Genomic DNA, 16,758 nt, shown 5'->3' with positions numbered 1-16,758 from the left:
GTGACCAGGATAGGTGTCCCGCGCCGGTGCCCCGGCAGAGCCGTGCGTACCGGACGGTAGCGGCGGTTTGTCCGACTCGACCGCCGACCCGCGGCCCTCTTGCCCCGCACGGGACCTTTGCCATACTTACGATGCCGTAACTTACGGGTCCGTAGGGTCCCCCGTAAGGGCACCTGCCGTCTCCCTCACCCCCAGGGGATCACTGTGACCATCAGTTCCGATCTGATCGAGGACGCGTCCGCGCCCTCCGATACGCCCGAACCGTCGGCGACGCTCGGCGGCGAGAACAAGCGTTCCGTCGAGCAGATCGCCCTGCTGCTGTTCATCACCCTCCCCTTCGTGGCCCTGCTGGCGGCGATTCCGCTGGCCTGGGGCTGGGGGGTGAGCTGGCTGGACGTCGGCCTGATGGTGTTCATGTACTTCCTGGCCTGCCACGGCATCACCATCGGCTTCCACCGCTACTTCACGCACGGTTCCTTCAAGGCGAAGCGGCCGCTGCGGATCGCGCTGGCGATCATGGGCTCGATGGCGGTGGAGGGTCCGCTGGTGCGCTGGGTGGCCGACCACCGCAAGCACCACAAGTTCTCCGACCACGAGGGCGACCCGCATTCGCCGTGGCGGTTCGGCGAGACGCTGCCGGCGCTGATGAAGGGCCTGTGGTGGGCGCACATCGGGTGGCTCTTCGACGAGGAGCAGACCGACCAGCAGAAGTACGCGCCCGACCTGATCAAGGATCCGGCGATCCGGCGGATCTCGCGGGACTTCATCTACTGGACGATGTTCTCGCTGGCGCTGCCGCCGCTGGTCGGCGGTCTGGTGACGATGTCCTGGTGGGGCGCGTTCACGGCGTTCTTCTGGGGCTCGCTGGTGCGCGTGGCACTGCTGCACCACGTGACGTGGTCGATCAACTCGATCTGCCACGCGGTGGGCAAGCGTCCGTTCAAGTCGCGCGACCGCAGTGGCAACGTGTGGTGGCTGGCGGTGCTGTCGTGCGGCGAGTCCTGGCACAACCTGCACCACGCCGATCCGACGTCGGCCCGGCACGGCGTGCTGCGCGGGCAGGTGGACTCCAGCGCCCGGTTGATCCGCTGGTTCGAGCAGCTGGGCTGGGCCTCTGACGTGCGGTGGCCGTCCGAGGCGCGCATCGACGCCCGGCGCAAGGAAAAGTCCTCGAACGCGGCATGATGGGGGACGTGGCGATCGACGGCAGCAGTTCCAGCAGCGACAAGCCCCGGCGCGGCCGCCGGGTCCGGATGACGGGCGCCGAACGGCGTCAGCAACTGCTGGACATCGGCCGCACCCTGTTCGCCGAGAAGGGCTTCGAGGGCACGTCGGTGGAGGAGATCGCGGCCAAGGCCGGGGTGTCCAAGCCGGTGGTGTACGAGCACTTCGGCGGCAAGGAGGGCCTGTACGCGGTCGTCGTGGACCGGGAGATGCGCCAGCTGCTGGACGGGGTGACGGGTGCGCTGACCGCCGGGCATCCGCGGGAGCTGCTGGAGCAGGCGGCGTTCGCGCTGCTGGACTACATCGAGAACTACACGGACGGTTTCCGGATCCTGGTCCGGGACTCTCCGGTGGCGCAGTCGACGGGCACGTTCGCGTCGCTGATCAGTGACATCGCCACTCAGGTGGAGGACATCCTCGGGTTGGAGTTCAAGGCCCGGGGCTTCGATCCGAAGCTGGCGCCGCTGTACGCGCAGGCCCTGGTGGGCATGGTGGCGCTGACCGGGCAGTGGTGGCTGGAGACGCGGCAGCCGAAGAAGGCCGAGGTCGCCGCGCACCTGGTGAACCTGTCCTGGCACGGGCTGGAGAACCTGGAGGCGAAGCCGCGGCTGGTGGGTCACCGCAAGAGCTGATCGAACCCGCCGCGGAGCGGTTGGTGCCCGGGCCCGGGGGCCCGGGCACCGTGCGTTCTGAACGTGATCAAAACGGGGCCTCAAATGGCTACTGCCGTGCGCCGCCCGGCTGTACTGTTCGGTTACTTCCCGGGGGGGAATGAGACCTCACGTGCGATGCGACGCGCTTCAGCGCGCCTCCGCGCGGGTACATTCGACCCGGTTTCGCCTGCTTTTTTACAGGGAGACCTCTTGTCTTTCATGCGCATCACGCGCTCCGGTCGCCTCGCGGCCTGCACCGCCACCGCCCTCGCCACGGGCATGCTGCTGGCCTCCGCGGCCTCGGCGACCGGGCTGCCGAAGCCCGTCACCCCGACCCCCAGGGTCACCGCCGACGACCGCGTCCCCGGACACCTGCCGACGGGCAAGCCGAAGGCCGCCACGCAGCAGAAGCAGCGCCTCGCGGCCGGCGCGAACGCCGCCGCCGGCTCCGCCTGGAACCTGTTCGACGTGAACGGCGACGGCGCCGACGACATCCTGTACCGCGGTCTGAGCGGCACGTCCTACCTCAAGGTCTCGGGGCCCAGCGAGGCGGACACCACGTTCGACGTCTCGAAGACGGACTCCGCCGAGGACTTCAAGGACGTCATCCCGGTCGGCGACCTCGACCACAACGGCCGGCCCGAGCTGCTGCGCCTGACGGTCACCGGTCGCCTCTCCCTCACCGAGGCGTACTCCACCAGCGGTACCAGCGGTGCCATGTGGAGCGGTGGCGGCTGGAACATCTACAACAAGGTGTTCGGCGCCGGCGACCTCACGGGCGACGGCAACGCCGACCTGCTGGCCCGCACCAACGACGGCCAGCTGTACCTCTACCCGGGCACGGGCAAGGCCGGCTACGACGTCCCCTTCGGCAACCGGGTCCTGCTCGGCGCCGGCTGGGGCGCGTTCACCCAGCTCATCGGTGGCGCGGACTACAACGGCGACGGCAAGACCGACGTCGTGGCCACCACGGCGGCCGGCGTCATGTACTTCTACAAGGGCACCGGCTCCGCCGCGGCGCCCTTCGGCGACAGCGTCCGGACCGGGACCGGCTGGAACGACTTCAACCAGATCGTCCCGCTCAACGACAGCAACGGTCAGGGCCTCGTACTGGCCCGCACCGTGAGCGGCCAGAGCCGGCTGTACGCCGCCGACGCGAACGGGGTGCTCGGCAACCCCCAAGACATGGGCAAGGGCTGGCGGTCGATCGGCCTGTTCGCCGGTCAGGGTGGCATTCCCGCGCACGGCAAGTCCATGCTGTGGGGCCGAACCGCCGGCGGCACGCTGTTCGGCTACGGCGCCTACGGTGACGGTACGTTCGCCCCGCGCAAGCAGATCTCCGACGACGCCGGCTGGCCGGTGGCCGACTACGGCATCACCCTGGTCTCCTCGCTGACCACCACGTCCACCCCGGACATGCTGTGGCGCGACGGCGGCGACATGTACGACGGCGAGCACCCGCTCGGCGGCGGCTGGGACATCTACAACAGCTTCGCGGGCGTGGGCGACCTCACCGGCGACGGCTACGGCGACCTCCTCGCCCGGGACAAGTCCAACGTCCTGTGGCTCTACCCGGGCAAGGGCGGCAATGGCCAGGGCTTCGCGAACCGGGTGAAGCTCGGCGCCGGCTGGGGCATCTACAACAAGCTGATCGGCGCCGGGGACGTGACCGGCGACGGTCGCGCGGACCTGCTGGCCCGCGGCACCGACGGCGCCCTGTGGGCCTACCCGGGCACCGGCAACACCGCCGCCCCCTTCGGCGACCGCGTCAAGATCGGCAGCAGCGGCTGGAACGGCTTCGGCAAGCTCACCGCGGCCGGCGACATCAACGGTGACGGTCGCACGGACCTGGTGGGCGTGGACTCGGCCGGTGTCGCCTACGTCTACTCGGCGACCGGCGAGAAGGGTCTGAACACCTTCAAGGGCCGCACCACCCTCGGTGGCGGCTGGAACACGTACGCGGAACTCCTCTGATCTCCGCGCACCCCGTGCACGACGGCGCCCCGCCACCGGTCTCCGGTGGCGGGGCGCCGTCGTTCGGGTCGGCGTGCCGGGTCAGCCCGCGGCCTCCAGACAGGGTTCCGGGTGGTGCGGTTCCAGGAATTCGAGCCGGTTGCCGACGGGGTCGGAGGAGAAGAAGCGGCGGTATCCGGGCAGGTCGTCGTCCCAGACGACCTCGGCCCCGTGCTCGCGCAGGCGGCGCGCGTACGCCTCGATGTCGGTGACCCGCAGTCCCGGGTGGGCCTTGCGCGCGGGCCGGAAGTCCTCCTCGACACCCAGGTGCAGTTGGACGGCGCCGGCGGCGAACCAGCAGCCGCCCCGGCCGGCGAGGACGGGCGGTTTGGGCAGCTCGGACATGCCGAGGGCGTCGGAGTAGTACGCCCGGAGCAGGTCTTCGGCGCCGGGTGGTGCGGCGAGTTGGACGTGGTCGACGGCGGTGAGCACGGTCAGGCCTCCTTGCGGGCGACGGCGAAGATGCGGCGGAACGGGAAGACGGTGCCGCGCGGGCCGGGCGGGTAGGCCTCCCGCAGCGCCTCGCGGTACTCGTCGAGGAACAGGTCCACGGCGGCCCGGTCGTCGCCGAGCCGGGTGAGCACCGGGCGCAGGGCGGTGCCCTTGACCCAGTCGAGCACCGGATCGGTCCCGGTCAGCAGCTGATGGTAGGTGGTCTCCCAGACGTCCGCGGAGCAGCCGAGTTCGATCAATCGGGCGAGATATTCGGCAGGTTCCAGCAGATGGACGTATCGCGCGCCGTGGCCGGCGAGGCGGTCGCGCCAGCGCGGGGTGTCGCAGAGTTCGGCGAGGATGCGGTGGCTGGGGGCCGTGAAGTTGCCGGGGACCTGGAAAGCGAGGGTGCCGCCGGGCCGCAGTCCGTTGACCCAGGAGGCGAAGGAGCCCGGGTGGCCGGGCACCCACTGGAGGGCGGCGTTGGAGACGATCAGGTCGTACGTCTCCTCGGGGAACCAGTGCGCGAGGTCGCCGTGGCGGAAGTCGAGCCGGCCGCCGCCGGCGGTGGGGCCGGCGTACTCCTCGTCGGCCCGTCGGAGCATCTCCGGGGAGAGGTCGAAGCCGGTGATCCGCGCTTCGGGCCACCGCTCGGCGAGCAGTGCGGTGACGTTGCCGGGGCCGCAGCCCAGGTCGGCGATCCGGGCGGGCCGGGCGGGCAGCTCGGGTATGCGGTTCAGCAGGTCCAGGAAGGGCCGCGCGCGGTGCCCGGCGTGGCGCAGGTACTGCTGGGGGTCCCAGGTCGGCGTGGAGGGGGAGCCGGGGGCGGGGATCCGGGCCGGGGCGGTGTCGGAATGCATGTGCGAGCCTCCTTGCTGGTGGGGCGATCGGAAGCGGAATCGGTATCGGCCCCTCCCTTCCCATCGTCACCCCATTTATATCTTGACGTCAAGAGACATGGTCGCAAGATATCCAGGCTTGAGATTCTCGAACTGAAGAGACTTCACGTCGACAGACCCCTTACACTGATCGACATGGAGGACGAGGTCGATCGACTGGTCGCGGCATGGCGGCGGGAGCGCCCTGACCTCGACGTGGAACCGCTCGAGGTACTGAGTCGCGTGAGCAGGCTCGCGCGTCACCTCGACCGCGCCCGCAGGCTCGCCTTCTCCGAGCACGGCCTGGAGCCGTGGGAGTTCGACGTACTGACCTCGCTGCGGCGCGCCGGCGCGCCCTACCAGCTCTCTCCCGGTCAGCTCCTGACGCAGACCCTCGTCACCTCGGGCACCATGACCAACCGCATCGACCGGCTCGCCAAGAAGGGCCTCGTCGAGCGACTGCCCGACCCCAACGACCGGCGCGGCGTCCTGGTCCGGCTCACCGCCGAGGGGCGTGACCGCGCGGACCAGTCGCTCGCCGGACTGCTGGCCCAGGAGCGGGCGATCCTCGCCCAGCTCTCCCAGGGCCAGCGCGGTGACCTCGCCGGACTGCTACGCCGGCTGACCGCTCCGTTCGACAACATCCCCGGCTAGTTCGGCCGGTCTCACACCGGCCCTCCGGGCCAGTGCCACCGCCGCCAGCGTGGAGTGCACCCCGAGCTTGCCCAGCACGTTCTGCATGTGGGTGCGGACGGTGTGCGGGGACAGGAACAGCCTCGCCGCCACGTCCTTGCGGCCCAGCCCCGCGACCATGCAGCGCAGCACCTCGTGCTCGCGCGGCGTGAGGGACTCCACCAGGCGCTCGCTGTCCGTGCGGTGCTTGCGCGCCGCCGTCAGCTCGCGGAGCACTCCGGTGAGCAGCGCAGGCGGCAGGTGCGTCTCCTCGCGGAGCACGCCCCGGATCACGGCCAGCAGCCGGGACAGCGAACAGTCCTTCGCCACCCAGCCGGAGGCCCCGGCCTGGAGCGCCAGCGCGGCCCGGCGGGGGTCGTCGCGCTCGGCGAGGACCACCGTGCGCACCCCCGGATGGGCCACCCGCACGTTCGCGACCAACGCGATCCCGTCCGCGCCGGGCCCGGGCGCCGGCGGGCCGGAGCCCGGTTCGCGCTGCGTGGGCACGGCTCCGACGGTGGCACCGAGGTCGGCGTCCACCAGCAGGACGTCGAAGCGGCGGCCCTCGGCCGCCGCGCGTTCGAGGCAGCGCGAGGCGGCCGGACCGCTGCCCGCCGCGGACACGTCCACGTCGGGCTCGGCCGCGAGCGCGGCTGCGAGAGATTCGGCGAAGATGCGGTGATCGTCGACCACGAGAACCCGGATACGAACCACAAAACCCCCAAGGGTCGGGGAACGGACGACGGCGGGTACGGCGCCCGGACCGGGTGATCCGCAGTCGCCGCGGCCGCCGCCGAGACATCTCTGCACTACCCAGACCGGACGTCGTACCCGACTTGTCTCGACCCCTGAATCAACACCGGCCCCCACCGGCGTCACGCTTCAGCGTAGAGCCGGCACGGTCTCGCGGTTGGCCGAATAGCAGAAGTTTTTCGAGCGATTTTCCGGCGCGGTCGTCCAGAACAGCCCCTGCGGTGGCTTGTTTTCGACCATCGGGCCGGTTCGGAATCGGCTTTCCGGACCGGCCCGTGCCACGGGCAGTTGCACGGGGTGCATTTCACCCGGCTCACGCACGCCGGGCGCCCGCGCGGAGCGCCCGTACGCGGCGCGAATCCTCACACGCGCACGCCCCCCGCGCCGGGGAGGCGCGAGGGGCGTGGACCGCGCGCACGGGCGGGACCGATGCCGGTCGGTGCCGGTGCCGGTGTCGGTGTCGGTGTCGGTTGGTGCCGGTGCCGGTGCCGGTGCCGGTCGGTCAGGAGCGCCGCTCGCGGGCGAAGTTCCAGGCGTCCGTGACGATGTTGGTGAGGTCCGAACGGGTCGGGGTCCAGCCCAGCCGCTCGCGGGCGGTGCGCGCCGAGGCCACCAGGACCGCCGGGTCCCCCGGGCGGCGCGGGGCGACGACCTCGGGGATCTCGCGGCCGGTGACCCGGCGGACGGTGTCGACGACCTCGCGGACGGAGAACCCGCTGCCGTTGCCGAGGTTGCAGATCAGGTGCTCGCCCTCGGTGGCGACGCGCAGGGCCGCGAGATGGGCCTCGGCGAGGTCCGCGACGTGGATGTAGTCGCGTACGCAGGTGCCGTCGGGGGTCGGGTAGTCCTCGCCGTACACCGCGATCGCCTCGCGTTCGCCGAGGGCGACCTGGAGGACCAGCGGGATGAGGTGGGTCTCGGGGTCGTGGCGCTCGCCCAACCCCCGGTAGGCGCCCGCCACATTGAAGTAGCGCAGCGACACCGCGGCCAGGCCGTGCGCGACGCACTCCCCCGCGATCATGTGGTCGACGGCCAGCTTCGACGCGCCGTACGGATTGCTCGGGGCCGTCACCGAGGTCTCGGTCAGCGGGCCGTCGACCGGCTCGCCGTAGGTGGCGGCGGTGGAGGAGAAGACCAGCCTGCGCACGCCGGCGTCGCGCATCGCGGTCATCAGGGCGAGGGTGCCGCCCACGTTGTTGTCCCAGTACTTCCCGGGATCGGCGACGGACTCCCCGACCTGCGAGGAGGCCGCGAAGTGCAGGACGGCGTCGAAGGACGGGTCCAGGTGCTCGGCGGCGTCCTGGATCCGCCCGTTGATCAGGGTGGCGCCCGCCGGGACGCCCTCCCCGAAGCCCGTGGACAGGTTGTCGAGGATCGTGACCTCGTGGCCCGCCTCCAGCAGGTGGGCGGCCACGACGCTGCCCACGTATCCGGCTCCGCCCGTGACCAGGTACTTGCTCACTCGTCTACCGCCTCGTGTCGGGGACGCACGCGGGGAACGCGCGCTGCCCCTGGCTTACCCGATGCACGCGCACCGGGGAAATCAGCGGCCCGCGCCTCAACCGGGTTCGGAGAACGGGGAGATGGACCGTGCCGGTGGGATCGCCCGGTCCAACAGGCCGGTACGGGCGGCCAGCGCGGCCGCCTCCAACCGGGAGCCCACGCCCAGTTTCATCAGCACCCGCTGCACGTGCGTACGGGCGGTGCTCGGCGCGATGGCCATGCCCGCCGCGATGAGCCGGGTGTCCTCGCCCTCCGCGACCCGGACCAGCACCTCGATCTCGCGCGGGGTGAGCAGCCGCAGCAACCGGCTGCCCTCGTCGTCGGGTTGGGCGGCGGGGTTGAGCAGTTCCCCGAACGCGCCCTGGAGCAGCTGCGGGGAGATCGCGACCTCCCCCGCCCGCGCCTTGGCGAGGGCCCGTTCCACGCCCTCGATGCGCTCGTCGTGGCGTACGTACCCGGAGGCGCCGGCGGCGAAGGCGGCGGCGATCCCGCGCGGGCTCGGCACCGGTCCCAGGACCACGACGGCGATCTGGGGGCGCTCGCGCTTGATGCGGACGACGGGTTCGAAGACGCCGGGCTCGGCGGGGGTCGCGGTGCCGAAGAGACAGACGTCCGGGGACCGGTTGATGACCAGTTCGGCCGCGCCGACGGCCGGCGCGGCCGCGGCGAGCACCCGGTGGCCGCGCAGTTTCAGGGCCGAGGCGAGCGCCTCGGCCAGCAGCCGGTGCTCGTCGACCACCATGACCCGTACGCCCATGAGGGCACCCTCCCCCGATCCTTCTGACCCGGCAAGCTACACGCTTGTTCGACGGGGCGTCCTCGTTACCGCGCGAAAGCCCCCGGAAGGGCGGACCTTCCGGGGGCTTCGGCGGTGGTGCGGTGGCGGGATCAGCTCGCGCTGAAGGACACGAACAGGTAGTCCGGGTCGCCCCCGCTGCTGTACGGCTTGCTCACCGAACGGCGCGAGATGAAGAGCTTTCCGTTGTGGTAGCGGTACTCGGAGAACTCCGGCGAGAAGTCGCCGGTCTCGGCGCGCTGGATCTCCTTGTCCGCCGGGTTCTCCATGAGGAGGGTTTCCTTCATCGTCTTGCCGTCGATGCTGACGATCTGGCCGCCCTTGTCGTACGGGGGCTCCTTGTAGGCGATGACGTTCGACCCGTCCATGCGCAGCGGGTACAGGAGGTACTTCTCGCCGGCGTCGGCGCGGTCGCTGGTCTGCTTGCCGGTCTCCAGGTCGAAGGAGAGCAGCTCGTTGGTGCGGCCGTAGGACGACTGGCCCTGGTGCTCGTAGGAGGGCAGGTAGAGCTTGCCGTTGCCGACGAGCATGCCGGTGCACTTCTCGACCTCGGTGCTGCCGCACTTGCCGGCGAAGGTGCCGGAGCTGAGCGCGATGCGGGCCTTCAGCTCGCCCTTGGGGTCGACGACGAAGAGGTCGCTGACACCGGTGGCGTTCTTGGCGGTCTTGCCGACGTCGGCGCCGATGATCAGGGGCTTCGTGGACACGATGGAGGCCCACTCGATGCCGTCGGAGAGCTTGTACGAGGCGGTGGGCGCGCCGGTGGCCGGGTCGAGGCTCTGGGCGATCAGGTTCTGGGCGCCGCTGCGGCCGCACTTGCGGATGACCGCGAGGGCCTCGCCGCCCGCGTAGCCGTAGTCGTAGCAGCCTTCGGCGTCGACCTTGGGGGTCCACAGGGACTTGCCGTCGGCGAGGTTCCAGGCCGCGCCGCCGTTGGTTCCGCCGGCGGCGACGGTCTGGCCGCTGAGGGTGACCTCGCTGAAGGAGGCCGGCTTGTCACCGGTGGTGGCGCCCTTGGTGTTGCCGGACCAGAGGAGCTTGCCCGCGTTCAGGTCGATGACGCCGACCTGGGTGCAGGGCGGATACTTGCTCTCCGCCGTCGGCTGGGTGGGCCGGAAGAGGATGGCCGTCTTGTTGTCGCTGATGTGGTGGGTGGCGGCGCAGACCTCGCCGGGGAGGGCCATCTCCCACTTCTTGCCGCCGTCGACGAGGTTGTAGCCGACGACCTTGCCGATGTCCGACTTGACGTACGTGGTGTCGGTGAGCCAGGAACCCGGGACCTGGACGGTGTCGGTCGGCGTCGGGTTCGGCAGGTTCAGCAGCACCTTGGACTTGGGGTTGCCGGGCGCCTTCTCCTTGCCGCCGGCGCCGGCGGCCGCCTTGTCGTCGCCCGGGCCCGCGGTCGGGTCGCCCTTCGCGGTGGGCGTGGAGCCGCCGTCGTCGCCGGAGACGTACCAGAAGCCGCCGCCGATGATGAGGACGATGGCGAGCAGGGCCGCGCCGACGATCATCAGCTGGTTGCGCTGGTCACGGTTGCCGCCGGGGGCGCCGCCGGACGGGGCCGAGGCCGCGTACATGGGGGCGGTGGGGTGCCCGAAGGCGGGCGGCTGGGCGCCGGGCTGCTGCGGGTAGCCGTACGAGGGCGCGGTGGGCGGCTGCTGCGGGTAGCCGTACGAAGGCGCGGTGGGCGGCTGCTGCGGGACCGGCGGCGGCGCGGACGGCAGCGGTGGGGTGGAGAACCCGCCGGGCGGGGGGTCCTGCGGGGCGCCGAAGCCGCCGGACGGCGGCTGACTGGGGGGCGGCGGGGTACTCATGGGGTGCCATTGCCTCTCGGTGGGCGGCTCGGTTGGCGGCTCGGTCGGCTCGTTCACTTGCCGAAGACCATCAGGAGCTTCTCGTCCTTGCCCTTGGCGAGCAGGTGGGTCACGGAGATGTACAGCCGTCCGTCGACGTAGTCGATCCTCGGCTTGTAGAAGGAGTTCTCGACGGCGGACGCGGGCCCGGACGGGTTGCGCAGGGTCGCGGTGGGTTCGCCGCCGCCGGCGGGATAGGTGAGGATCTCGCCGCCCTTGTCCTGCTCCGCGGCGCGGTAGGCGACCAGTTGTCCGTTCACGGCCGTGACGGGGGTGAGGGTCCTCTTCTCACCGGCCGGGACGCGCCACTTGACCTTGCCGGTGCCGAGGTCGAAGGCGACGACTTCGTTGCCCGTGCCGGCGGCCGGGGTGGTCGGCAGGTAGAGGGTGTTGGAGTCGACCACGGCGCCGCGGCACACCTGGATGGACCCGAAGAGGCCGCCCCCGCACTTGTTGGCGAAACTGCCCTCGCCGGAGACGCTGGTGCGCTGCTTGCCGTCGGGTCCGAGGACCACGATGCCGCGTTGCTTCTTGTCCTTGTCGCTGATGTCGAGGACGAGCGGGTCCAGCGAGTAGACGCTGGTCACCTCGTGGTTCTTGGCAAGTCGGTAGTTCCAGGTCGACTTGCCGGTGACCGGGTCGGCGTCGTGGACCTCGACGGTGTGGTCGTCGTCGTAACAGGTCGCGATGGCGATCATCTTGTTGTTGCCGGCGATGTAGCTGCCGGGTTTGCATCCCTCGGCCTGGGCGCTGCCGAAGAGCTTGTCGCCGGTGCTGACCTTGAAGGCGCTCGCGGTGGTGGACCGGCTGACGGCGACGGTGTCCCCGGTGATGGACAGGGTGGGGCTGGTCATGATGTCGAAGAGGCCCTCCTTGGGCACCTCCTTCGTCCAGCCCGCCTTGCCCGTCTTGAGGTCGACCAGTCGCATCTGGTTGCAGGTGGAGCTGTCCGACTCGCCGTCCTTGAACATGACGACGGTCTTGCCGTCGGTGGTGGTGTCGGGGGTGACGCCACACAGCTCGGTGGGGAAGGACAGCGTCCACTTCTCCTTGCCGTCGGCGACGGCGAAGGCCGTGAGGGACTTCCACACGCTCTTGACGACGGTGTCCCCGATGATCCACTGGCCTTCGCTGTCGACGCCGGCGCCGGGCCCGTCCACCTTGCTGCTCTTGAGCCAGAGGACCTTGTCCTCGCCCTGTTTGCGGCCGGCGTTGAGGTCTTCCTGCTCACCGGCGCCGTTGCCGCTGCCGTCGCCCTTGTCCACGGAGGCCGAGGCGGAGGGCTTGGCGTCGGCGGGCGTCGAGGCCTGCGCGACGGGCTTCCCGCCCTCGTCGTCCCCCTTGCCGAAGGCGAACCAGGCTCCGGTGCCGAGGATGAGCACGCCCGCCACGGACGCGGCGATGACGATCAGCAGCTTCTGCCGGCGCTGCCCGCCGGGGCCCGCGGGGCCCCCCGGCGGCGGGCCGGGCGGCATGGGCGGCGGGTATCCGTAGCCGGGGTGCGCCTGCTGCTGCGGGACGGTCGGCGGCTGCTGGGCGTACGGGTTCGCACCTTGGGGCGGGAAGCCGTAGCCGGGCTGCGGCGGGCCCGGGAGGTGTCCGTAACCGGAAGGTGTGGGTGGCTGGTTCGGCGGCTGGGGCGGCTCGGTCATCAGCGCATACCTTCGGCGTCAGGAGGTCATGGAGGGTGGAGGATGCCCTTTCTATCACTGACGCCGTTCTTATGCCGGGCCGGTCCGGCCCCTGTTCCCAAGGGCGGACCGGCCCGTGACTCGGCCGTTATCGGGCCGGCAGGCGTGGCCGGAAGACGACGATCACGCGTCTTCGGCGAGCTCCAGCCAGCGCATCTCCAAATCGTCCCGCTCGGAGATGAGTTCGCGCAGCTCGGCGTCGAGCTTGGCGACCTTGTCGTAGTCGGTGGAGTTCTCGGCGATCTGCGCGTGCAGGTTCGACTCGCGGTCCGACATCTTGTTGAGCTGTCGCTCGATCTTCTGGAGTTCCTTCTTGGCCGCGCGGGAGTCGCCGGAGGCCGTCGACTTCGCGGCGGCCGGCGCGGGCGCCGGGGTGGCCGCTTCGATCATCCGCTGCCGGCGTTCCAGGTACTCGTCCAGACCGCGCGGCAGCATGCGCAGGCTCGCGTCCCCGAGCAGGGCCATCACCGTGTCGGTGGTGCGCTCGATGAAGAACCGGTCGTGGGAGATCACGATCATCGAGCCGGGCCAGCCGTCGAGGAGGTCCTCCAACTGCGTCAGGGTCTCGATGTCGAGGTCGTTGGTGGGCTCGTCGAGGAAGAGGACGTTGGGCTCGTCCATCAGCAGGCGCAGGATCTGCAGCCTGCGCCGCTCACCGCCGGACAGGTCGCCGACGGGCGTCCACTGCTTCTCCTTGGTGAAGCCGAACTGCTCGCAGAGCTGGCCGGCCGTCATCTCGCGGCCCTTGCCGAGGTCGACGCGGTCGCGGACGCGCTGGACGGCCTCCAGGACGCGCAGCGACGGGTCGAGTTCGCCGACCTCCTGCGACAGGTAGGCGAGCCTGACGGTCTTGCCGACGGTGACGGTGCCGGCGGCGGGCTGGGTCTCGCCCTGGGTGCGGGCGGCCTCGGCGAGGGCGCGCAGCAGGGAGGTCTTGCCGGCGCCGTTGACGCCGACCAGGCCGACGCGGTCACCGGGGCCGAGGTGCCAGGTCAGGTGCTTGAGCAGCGTCTTGGGCCCGGCCTGGACGGTGACGTCCTCCAGGTCGAACACGGTCTTGCCGAGGCGGGCGTTGGCGAACTTCATCAGCTCGGAGGTGTCGCGCGGCGGCGGCACGTCGGCGATCAGCTCGTTGGCGGCCTCGATGCGGTAGCGCGGCTTGGAGGTGCGGGCGGGGGCGCCGCGGCGCAGCCAGGCCAGCTCCTTGCGCATCAGGTTCTGCCGCTTGGACTCCTCGGTGGCGGCGATGCGGTCGCGCTCCGCGCGGGCGAAGACGTAGTCGCTGTAGCCGCCCTCGTACTCGTGGACGTCACCGCGCTGCACGTCCCACATGCGGGTGCAGACCTGGTCGAGGAACCACCGGTCGTGGGTGACGCAGACGAGCGCGGAGCGGCGTTCCTGGAGGTGGCGGGCCAGCCAGGAGATGCCCTCGACGTCGAGGTGGTTGGTGGGCTCGTCGAGGACGAGGAGGTCCTGGTCCGCGATGAGCAGTTGGGCGAGGGCGATGCGCCGGCGCTCGCCGCCGGAGAGCGGTCCGATGACGGTGTCCAGGCCCTGGCCGAAGCCGGGCAGGTCCAGGCCGCCGAAGAGGCCGGTCAGCACGTCGCGGATCTTGGCGTTGCCGGCCCACTCGTGGTCGGCCATGTCCCCGATGATCTCGTGACGGACGGTGGCCGCGGGGTCCAGCGAGTCGTGCTGGGTGAGGACGCCCATGCGCAGTCCGCCGTTCTGGGTGACCCGACCGGTGTCGGGTTCCTCCAGCTTGGCGAGCATCCGGATGAGGGTGGTCTTGCCGTCGCCGTTGCGGCCGACGACACCGATCCGGTCCCCCTCGGACACGCCGAGGGAGATGCCGTCGAGCAGGGCACGGGTTCCGTACACCTTGCCGACTGCCTCGACATTGACCAGATTGACGGCCATCAGACGCGCTCCAGGGAAGGGGTGTGGATCAGCCCCTCAGCCTAACCCTCCGGGGAGAGGCGGACCGTTCCACCAGCAGCCACCCGCCGAGCGCCATCGCGATCGCGGCGGGCGCGGTGACCGGGAGGGCGATCAGGGTGGCGCTGTGGCCCTCCAGCAGACCTCCGAGGCCGGTCGTCGACAGGCCGAGGATCCCGAGGAGGCAGAGGGTGATGCCGAGGGCGGCGCGGGGCCCGGACCCGGCGCCGGCGCCGCCGCGCACGGGCGCCTCGAAGCGTCGGAACGCGGCCACGAGCACGCCGGTCAGCGCGGCGGCCAGGAGCAGGCGGACGGGGACCTGCGCCCACCAGGCGGCCCCGGCGGGCTCGGGGAGCGCCAGGCCGAGGCCGATCTGGCCGGCGTACACGGCCAGCATGGCGGTGAGGTGCCAGAGGAACGCGGTCATGGCGATCCCGTTGGCGGCGACGACGCCCCGCCAGACGCGGGGCCGGGCCACCCACGCGGCGGCGGGTCGGGCGAGGAGCTGCACGGCGCCGACCAGCCACATGCCGTGGCAGAGCAGGGCGAGGGTGGGCGGCGCCATGTTGGACACCTTCTCCCCGGGCATCCCGACCATGGAGAGCGGGTACGGCCCGTACGCGACGAGCAGCGCGGCGCCCGCGAGGCCGGCGGCGGCGAGGACGGCGGGGCGGGTGAGTCGCCCGTCGGCGCGCAGGAAGCCGAGCTGGTGGACGGCGAGCCAGACGAAGGCGAAGTTCAGGAACTCCACGTAGGGGACGCCGAGCGCGAAGCGCAGCACGTCGGTGAGGGCCGCGGCGCCGGCGAGGGCGGCGAAGGCGGCCCAGCCGTGGCGCTCGTGCAGCTTCAGCAGGGGCGGGGTGAAGGCGACCATGGCGAGGTAGATCCCGATGAACCACAGCGGTTGCGTCACCAGGCGCAGCGCGGCGCCGGCGAGCGGCCCGCGGTCGGCGCCGGCGAGCTGTACGACGAGGGCGCAGGCGGTCCACACGCCGACGAAGACGAGGGTGGGGCGCAGCAGCCGTTGGAGCCGGGCGCGCAGGAAGGCGGCGTAGACGGGTCCGTCGGTCGTGCGGGTGAGGGAACGGTACGAGAGGGCGTGCGAGAAGCCGCCCACGAAGAAGAACACCGGCATCACCTGGAACGCCCAGGTGAGTGGCTGGAGGTCGGGCACGATCCCGAGCAGGTTCCCCATGCCGTCGGGGCCGACGGCGGCCATCAGCCAGTGCCCGAGGACCACGGTCGCGAGCGAGGCGACCCTCAACAGGTCGACGTACCGGTCCCGAGTGGCGGGCGTGGCCGCGGCCATTTCGCTTGCGGTGGCTGTCATGGGGCCACGGTCGCCCGCCGCGCGGGGGCCCCGACAGAGTGCGGGTACTCATGTTCGGTCTGGGTACCCGTCCCGCCGGCGGGGCCGGTTCACGGCCGCGCCGGCGGGTGGGACCGGTCAGAGCAGGGTCGCGCCGGGGGCCGGGGAGGAGGCCACGCGGGTGGCGCGACAGAGCCCGGAGGCGTCGAGGACGGCGGCGACCTCGGCCGCCGCCTCGGGGTCGCGGACCAGGAACGCCGTCGTGGGTCCGGAGCCCGAGACCAGCGCGGCGAGCGCCCCGGCCCCGGTGCCGGCGGCCAGGACGGACGCGAGCTGCGGGCGCAGGGACAGGGCGGCGGGCTGGAGGTCGTTGACCAGGGTGGGGGCGAGGGCGTCGGGGTCGCCGGAGGCCAGGGCGGCCAGCAGGGCCGGCGACGCCCGGGGGGCGGGGATGTCGTGGCCGGCGGCGAGCCGGTCGAACTCCCGGAAGACGGCCGGGGTCGAGAGGCCGCCGTCGGCGACGGCGAAGACCCAGTGAAAGGCGCCGGCGGGGACGGGGGTGAGGATCTCGCCCCGCCCGGTGCCCAGTGCGGCGCCGCCGATGAGGCTGAACGGAACGTCGCTGCCGAGTTCCGCGCAGATGTCGAGGAGTTCCGTCATCGGGGTGTTCAGGCCCCAGAGGGCGTCGCAGGCCACCAGGGCGGCGGCCCCGTCGGCACTGCCGCCGGCCATGCCGCCCGCGACGGGGATGTTCTTCGCGATGTGCAGGTGCACGTCCGGGGAGAGCCCGGCCCGTCCGGCCAGGATCTCGGCGGCGCGCGCCGCGAGGTTGGTGCGGTCCAGGGGGACCTGGTCGGCGTCGGGGCCCTCGCAGGTCACCTTCGTCCCGGCGGCCGGGGTCGCGGTGACCTCGTCGTACAGGGACACGGCGAGGAAGACGTTGGCGAGGTCGTGGAAGCCGTCGGGTCGGGCGGCGCCGACCGCCAGTTGGACGTTGACCTTCGCGGGGACACGCACGGTGACGGATCCGGGGGCGGCCACGG

At 71.6% G+C, this 16,758-nt stretch carries 15 protein-coding genes; 4 read left to right on the top strand and 11 right to left on the bottom strand.

The window, feature by feature from the left end:
* Positions 1 to 204: 204 nt before the first annotated feature.
* The 3 genes from OG906_RS20290 to OG906_RS20280 all read left to right on the top strand — a co-directional run bounded on the left by OG906_RS20290 (position 205) and on the right by OG906_RS20280 (position 3,851).
* A complete protein-coding gene (locus OG906_RS20290; RefSeq protein WP_267796221.1) occupies positions 205 to 1,185 on the top strand; it encodes an acyl-CoA desaturase in 981 nt (326 codons plus the stop codon).
* Positions 1,182 to 1,856 carry a TetR/AcrR family transcriptional regulator gene (locus tag OG906_RS20285; RefSeq protein ID WP_053679491.1) on the top strand — a complete coding sequence of 225 codons (675 nt, stop codon included), beginning with the start codon at positions 1,182 to 1,184 and terminating at the stop codon, positions 1,854 to 1,856. Before OG906_RS20290 ends, OG906_RS20285 begins: the two co-directional genes overlap by 4 nt.
* Before the next feature lie 240 nt (positions 1,857 to 2,096).
* Positions 2,097 to 3,851 carry an FG-GAP repeat domain-containing protein gene (locus tag OG906_RS20280; protein WP_329444686.1) on the top strand — a complete coding sequence of 585 codons (1,755 nt, stop codon included), beginning with the start codon at positions 2,097 to 2,099 and terminating at the stop codon, positions 3,849 to 3,851.
* A gap of 81 nt (positions 3,852 to 3,932) precedes the next feature.
* Here the strand turns inward: OG906_RS20280 and OG906_RS20275 are convergent, their stop codons facing one another.
* A complete protein-coding gene (locus OG906_RS20275) occupies positions 3,933 to 4,322 on the bottom strand; it encodes a VOC family protein (RefSeq protein WP_329444685.1) in 390 nt (129 codons plus the stop codon).
* Between the two features lie 2 nt (positions 4,323 to 4,324).
* Positions 4,325 to 5,182, bottom strand: a complete 858-nt coding sequence (locus tag OG906_RS20270) for a trans-aconitate 2-methyltransferase (RefSeq protein ID WP_329444683.1) — start codon at positions 5,180 to 5,182, stop codon at positions 4,325 to 4,327.
* Positions 5,183 to 5,356: 174 nt separating this feature from the next.
* Here OG906_RS20270 and OG906_RS20265 point away from each other — a divergent pair, with 174 nt between their 5' ends.
* Entirely contained in the window at positions 5,357 to 5,854 is a 498-nt protein-coding gene (locus tag OG906_RS20265) for a MarR family winged helix-turn-helix transcriptional regulator (RefSeq protein ID WP_053679498.1), read from the top strand.
* Here OG906_RS20265 and OG906_RS20260 read toward each other — a convergent pair.
* From OG906_RS20260 to OG906_RS20220, 9 genes are all read right to left on the bottom strand, one after another.
* Complete coding sequence (locus OG906_RS20260; protein ID WP_267796225.1) at positions 5,813 to 6,586, bottom strand: response regulator transcription factor; 774 nt, start codon at positions 6,584 to 6,586, stop codon at positions 5,813 to 5,815. The genes OG906_RS20265 and OG906_RS20260 overlap by 42 nt on opposite strands.
* A gap of 168 nt (positions 6,587 to 6,754) precedes the next feature.
* The gene (locus tag OG906_RS20255; protein WP_267826073.1) at positions 6,755 to 6,919 is read right to left on the bottom strand and encodes a hypothetical protein; all 165 of its coding nucleotides are present in this window, start codon (positions 6,917 to 6,919) and stop codon (positions 6,755 to 6,757) included.
* Between the two features lie 208 nt (positions 6,920 to 7,127).
* Positions 7,128 to 8,087 (bottom strand): UDP-glucose 4-epimerase GalE, encoded by a 960-nt coding sequence (gene galE / locus OG906_RS20250; protein WP_329444677.1) that lies wholly within the window; start codon positions 8,085 to 8,087, stop codon positions 7,128 to 7,130.
* Positions 8,088 to 8,183: 96 nt separating this feature from the next.
* On the bottom strand, positions 8,184 to 8,885 hold the full coding sequence (locus OG906_RS20245; protein WP_329444675.1) for a response regulator transcription factor: 702 nt from the start codon (positions 8,883 to 8,885) through the stop codon (positions 8,184 to 8,186).
* Positions 8,886 to 9,016: 131 nt separating this feature from the next.
* Positions 9,017 to 10,738 carry an outer membrane protein assembly factor BamB family protein gene (locus tag OG906_RS20240; RefSeq protein WP_329444673.1) on the bottom strand — a complete coding sequence of 574 codons (1,722 nt, stop codon included), beginning with the start codon at positions 10,736 to 10,738 and terminating at the stop codon, positions 9,017 to 9,019.
* Positions 10,739 to 10,791: 53 nt separating this feature from the next.
* Positions 10,792 to 12,429, bottom strand: a complete 1,638-nt coding sequence (locus OG906_RS20235; protein ID WP_329444671.1) for an outer membrane protein assembly factor BamB family protein — start codon at positions 12,427 to 12,429, stop codon at positions 10,792 to 10,794.
* A gap of 162 nt (positions 12,430 to 12,591) precedes the next feature.
* Entirely contained in the window at positions 12,592 to 14,388 is a 1,797-nt protein-coding gene (locus OG906_RS20230) for an ABC-F family ATP-binding cassette domain-containing protein (RefSeq protein WP_329444669.1), read from the bottom strand.
* Between the two features lie 28 nt (positions 14,389 to 14,416).
* Positions 14,417 to 15,736 (bottom strand): acyltransferase family protein, encoded by a 1,320-nt coding sequence (locus tag OG906_RS20225; RefSeq protein ID WP_329444667.1) that lies wholly within the window; start codon positions 15,734 to 15,736, stop codon positions 14,417 to 14,419.
* 117 nt (positions 15,737 to 15,853) lie between these two features.
* Positions 15,854 to 16,756 (bottom strand): 4-(cytidine 5'-diphospho)-2-C-methyl-D-erythritol kinase, encoded by a 903-nt coding sequence (locus OG906_RS20220; RefSeq protein WP_329448075.1) that lies wholly within the window; start codon positions 16,754 to 16,756, stop codon positions 15,854 to 15,856.
* Between the last annotated feature and the right edge of the window lie 2 nt (positions 16,757 to 16,758).

This window comes from Streptomyces sp. NBC_01426 (assembly GCF_036231985.1).
Taxonomy (GTDB): domain Bacteria; phylum Actinomycetota; class Actinomycetes; order Streptomycetales; family Streptomycetaceae; genus Streptomyces.
Note: the sequence above shows the minus strand (reverse complement) of the source record. Positions and strands in the feature narration are given on the sequence as shown.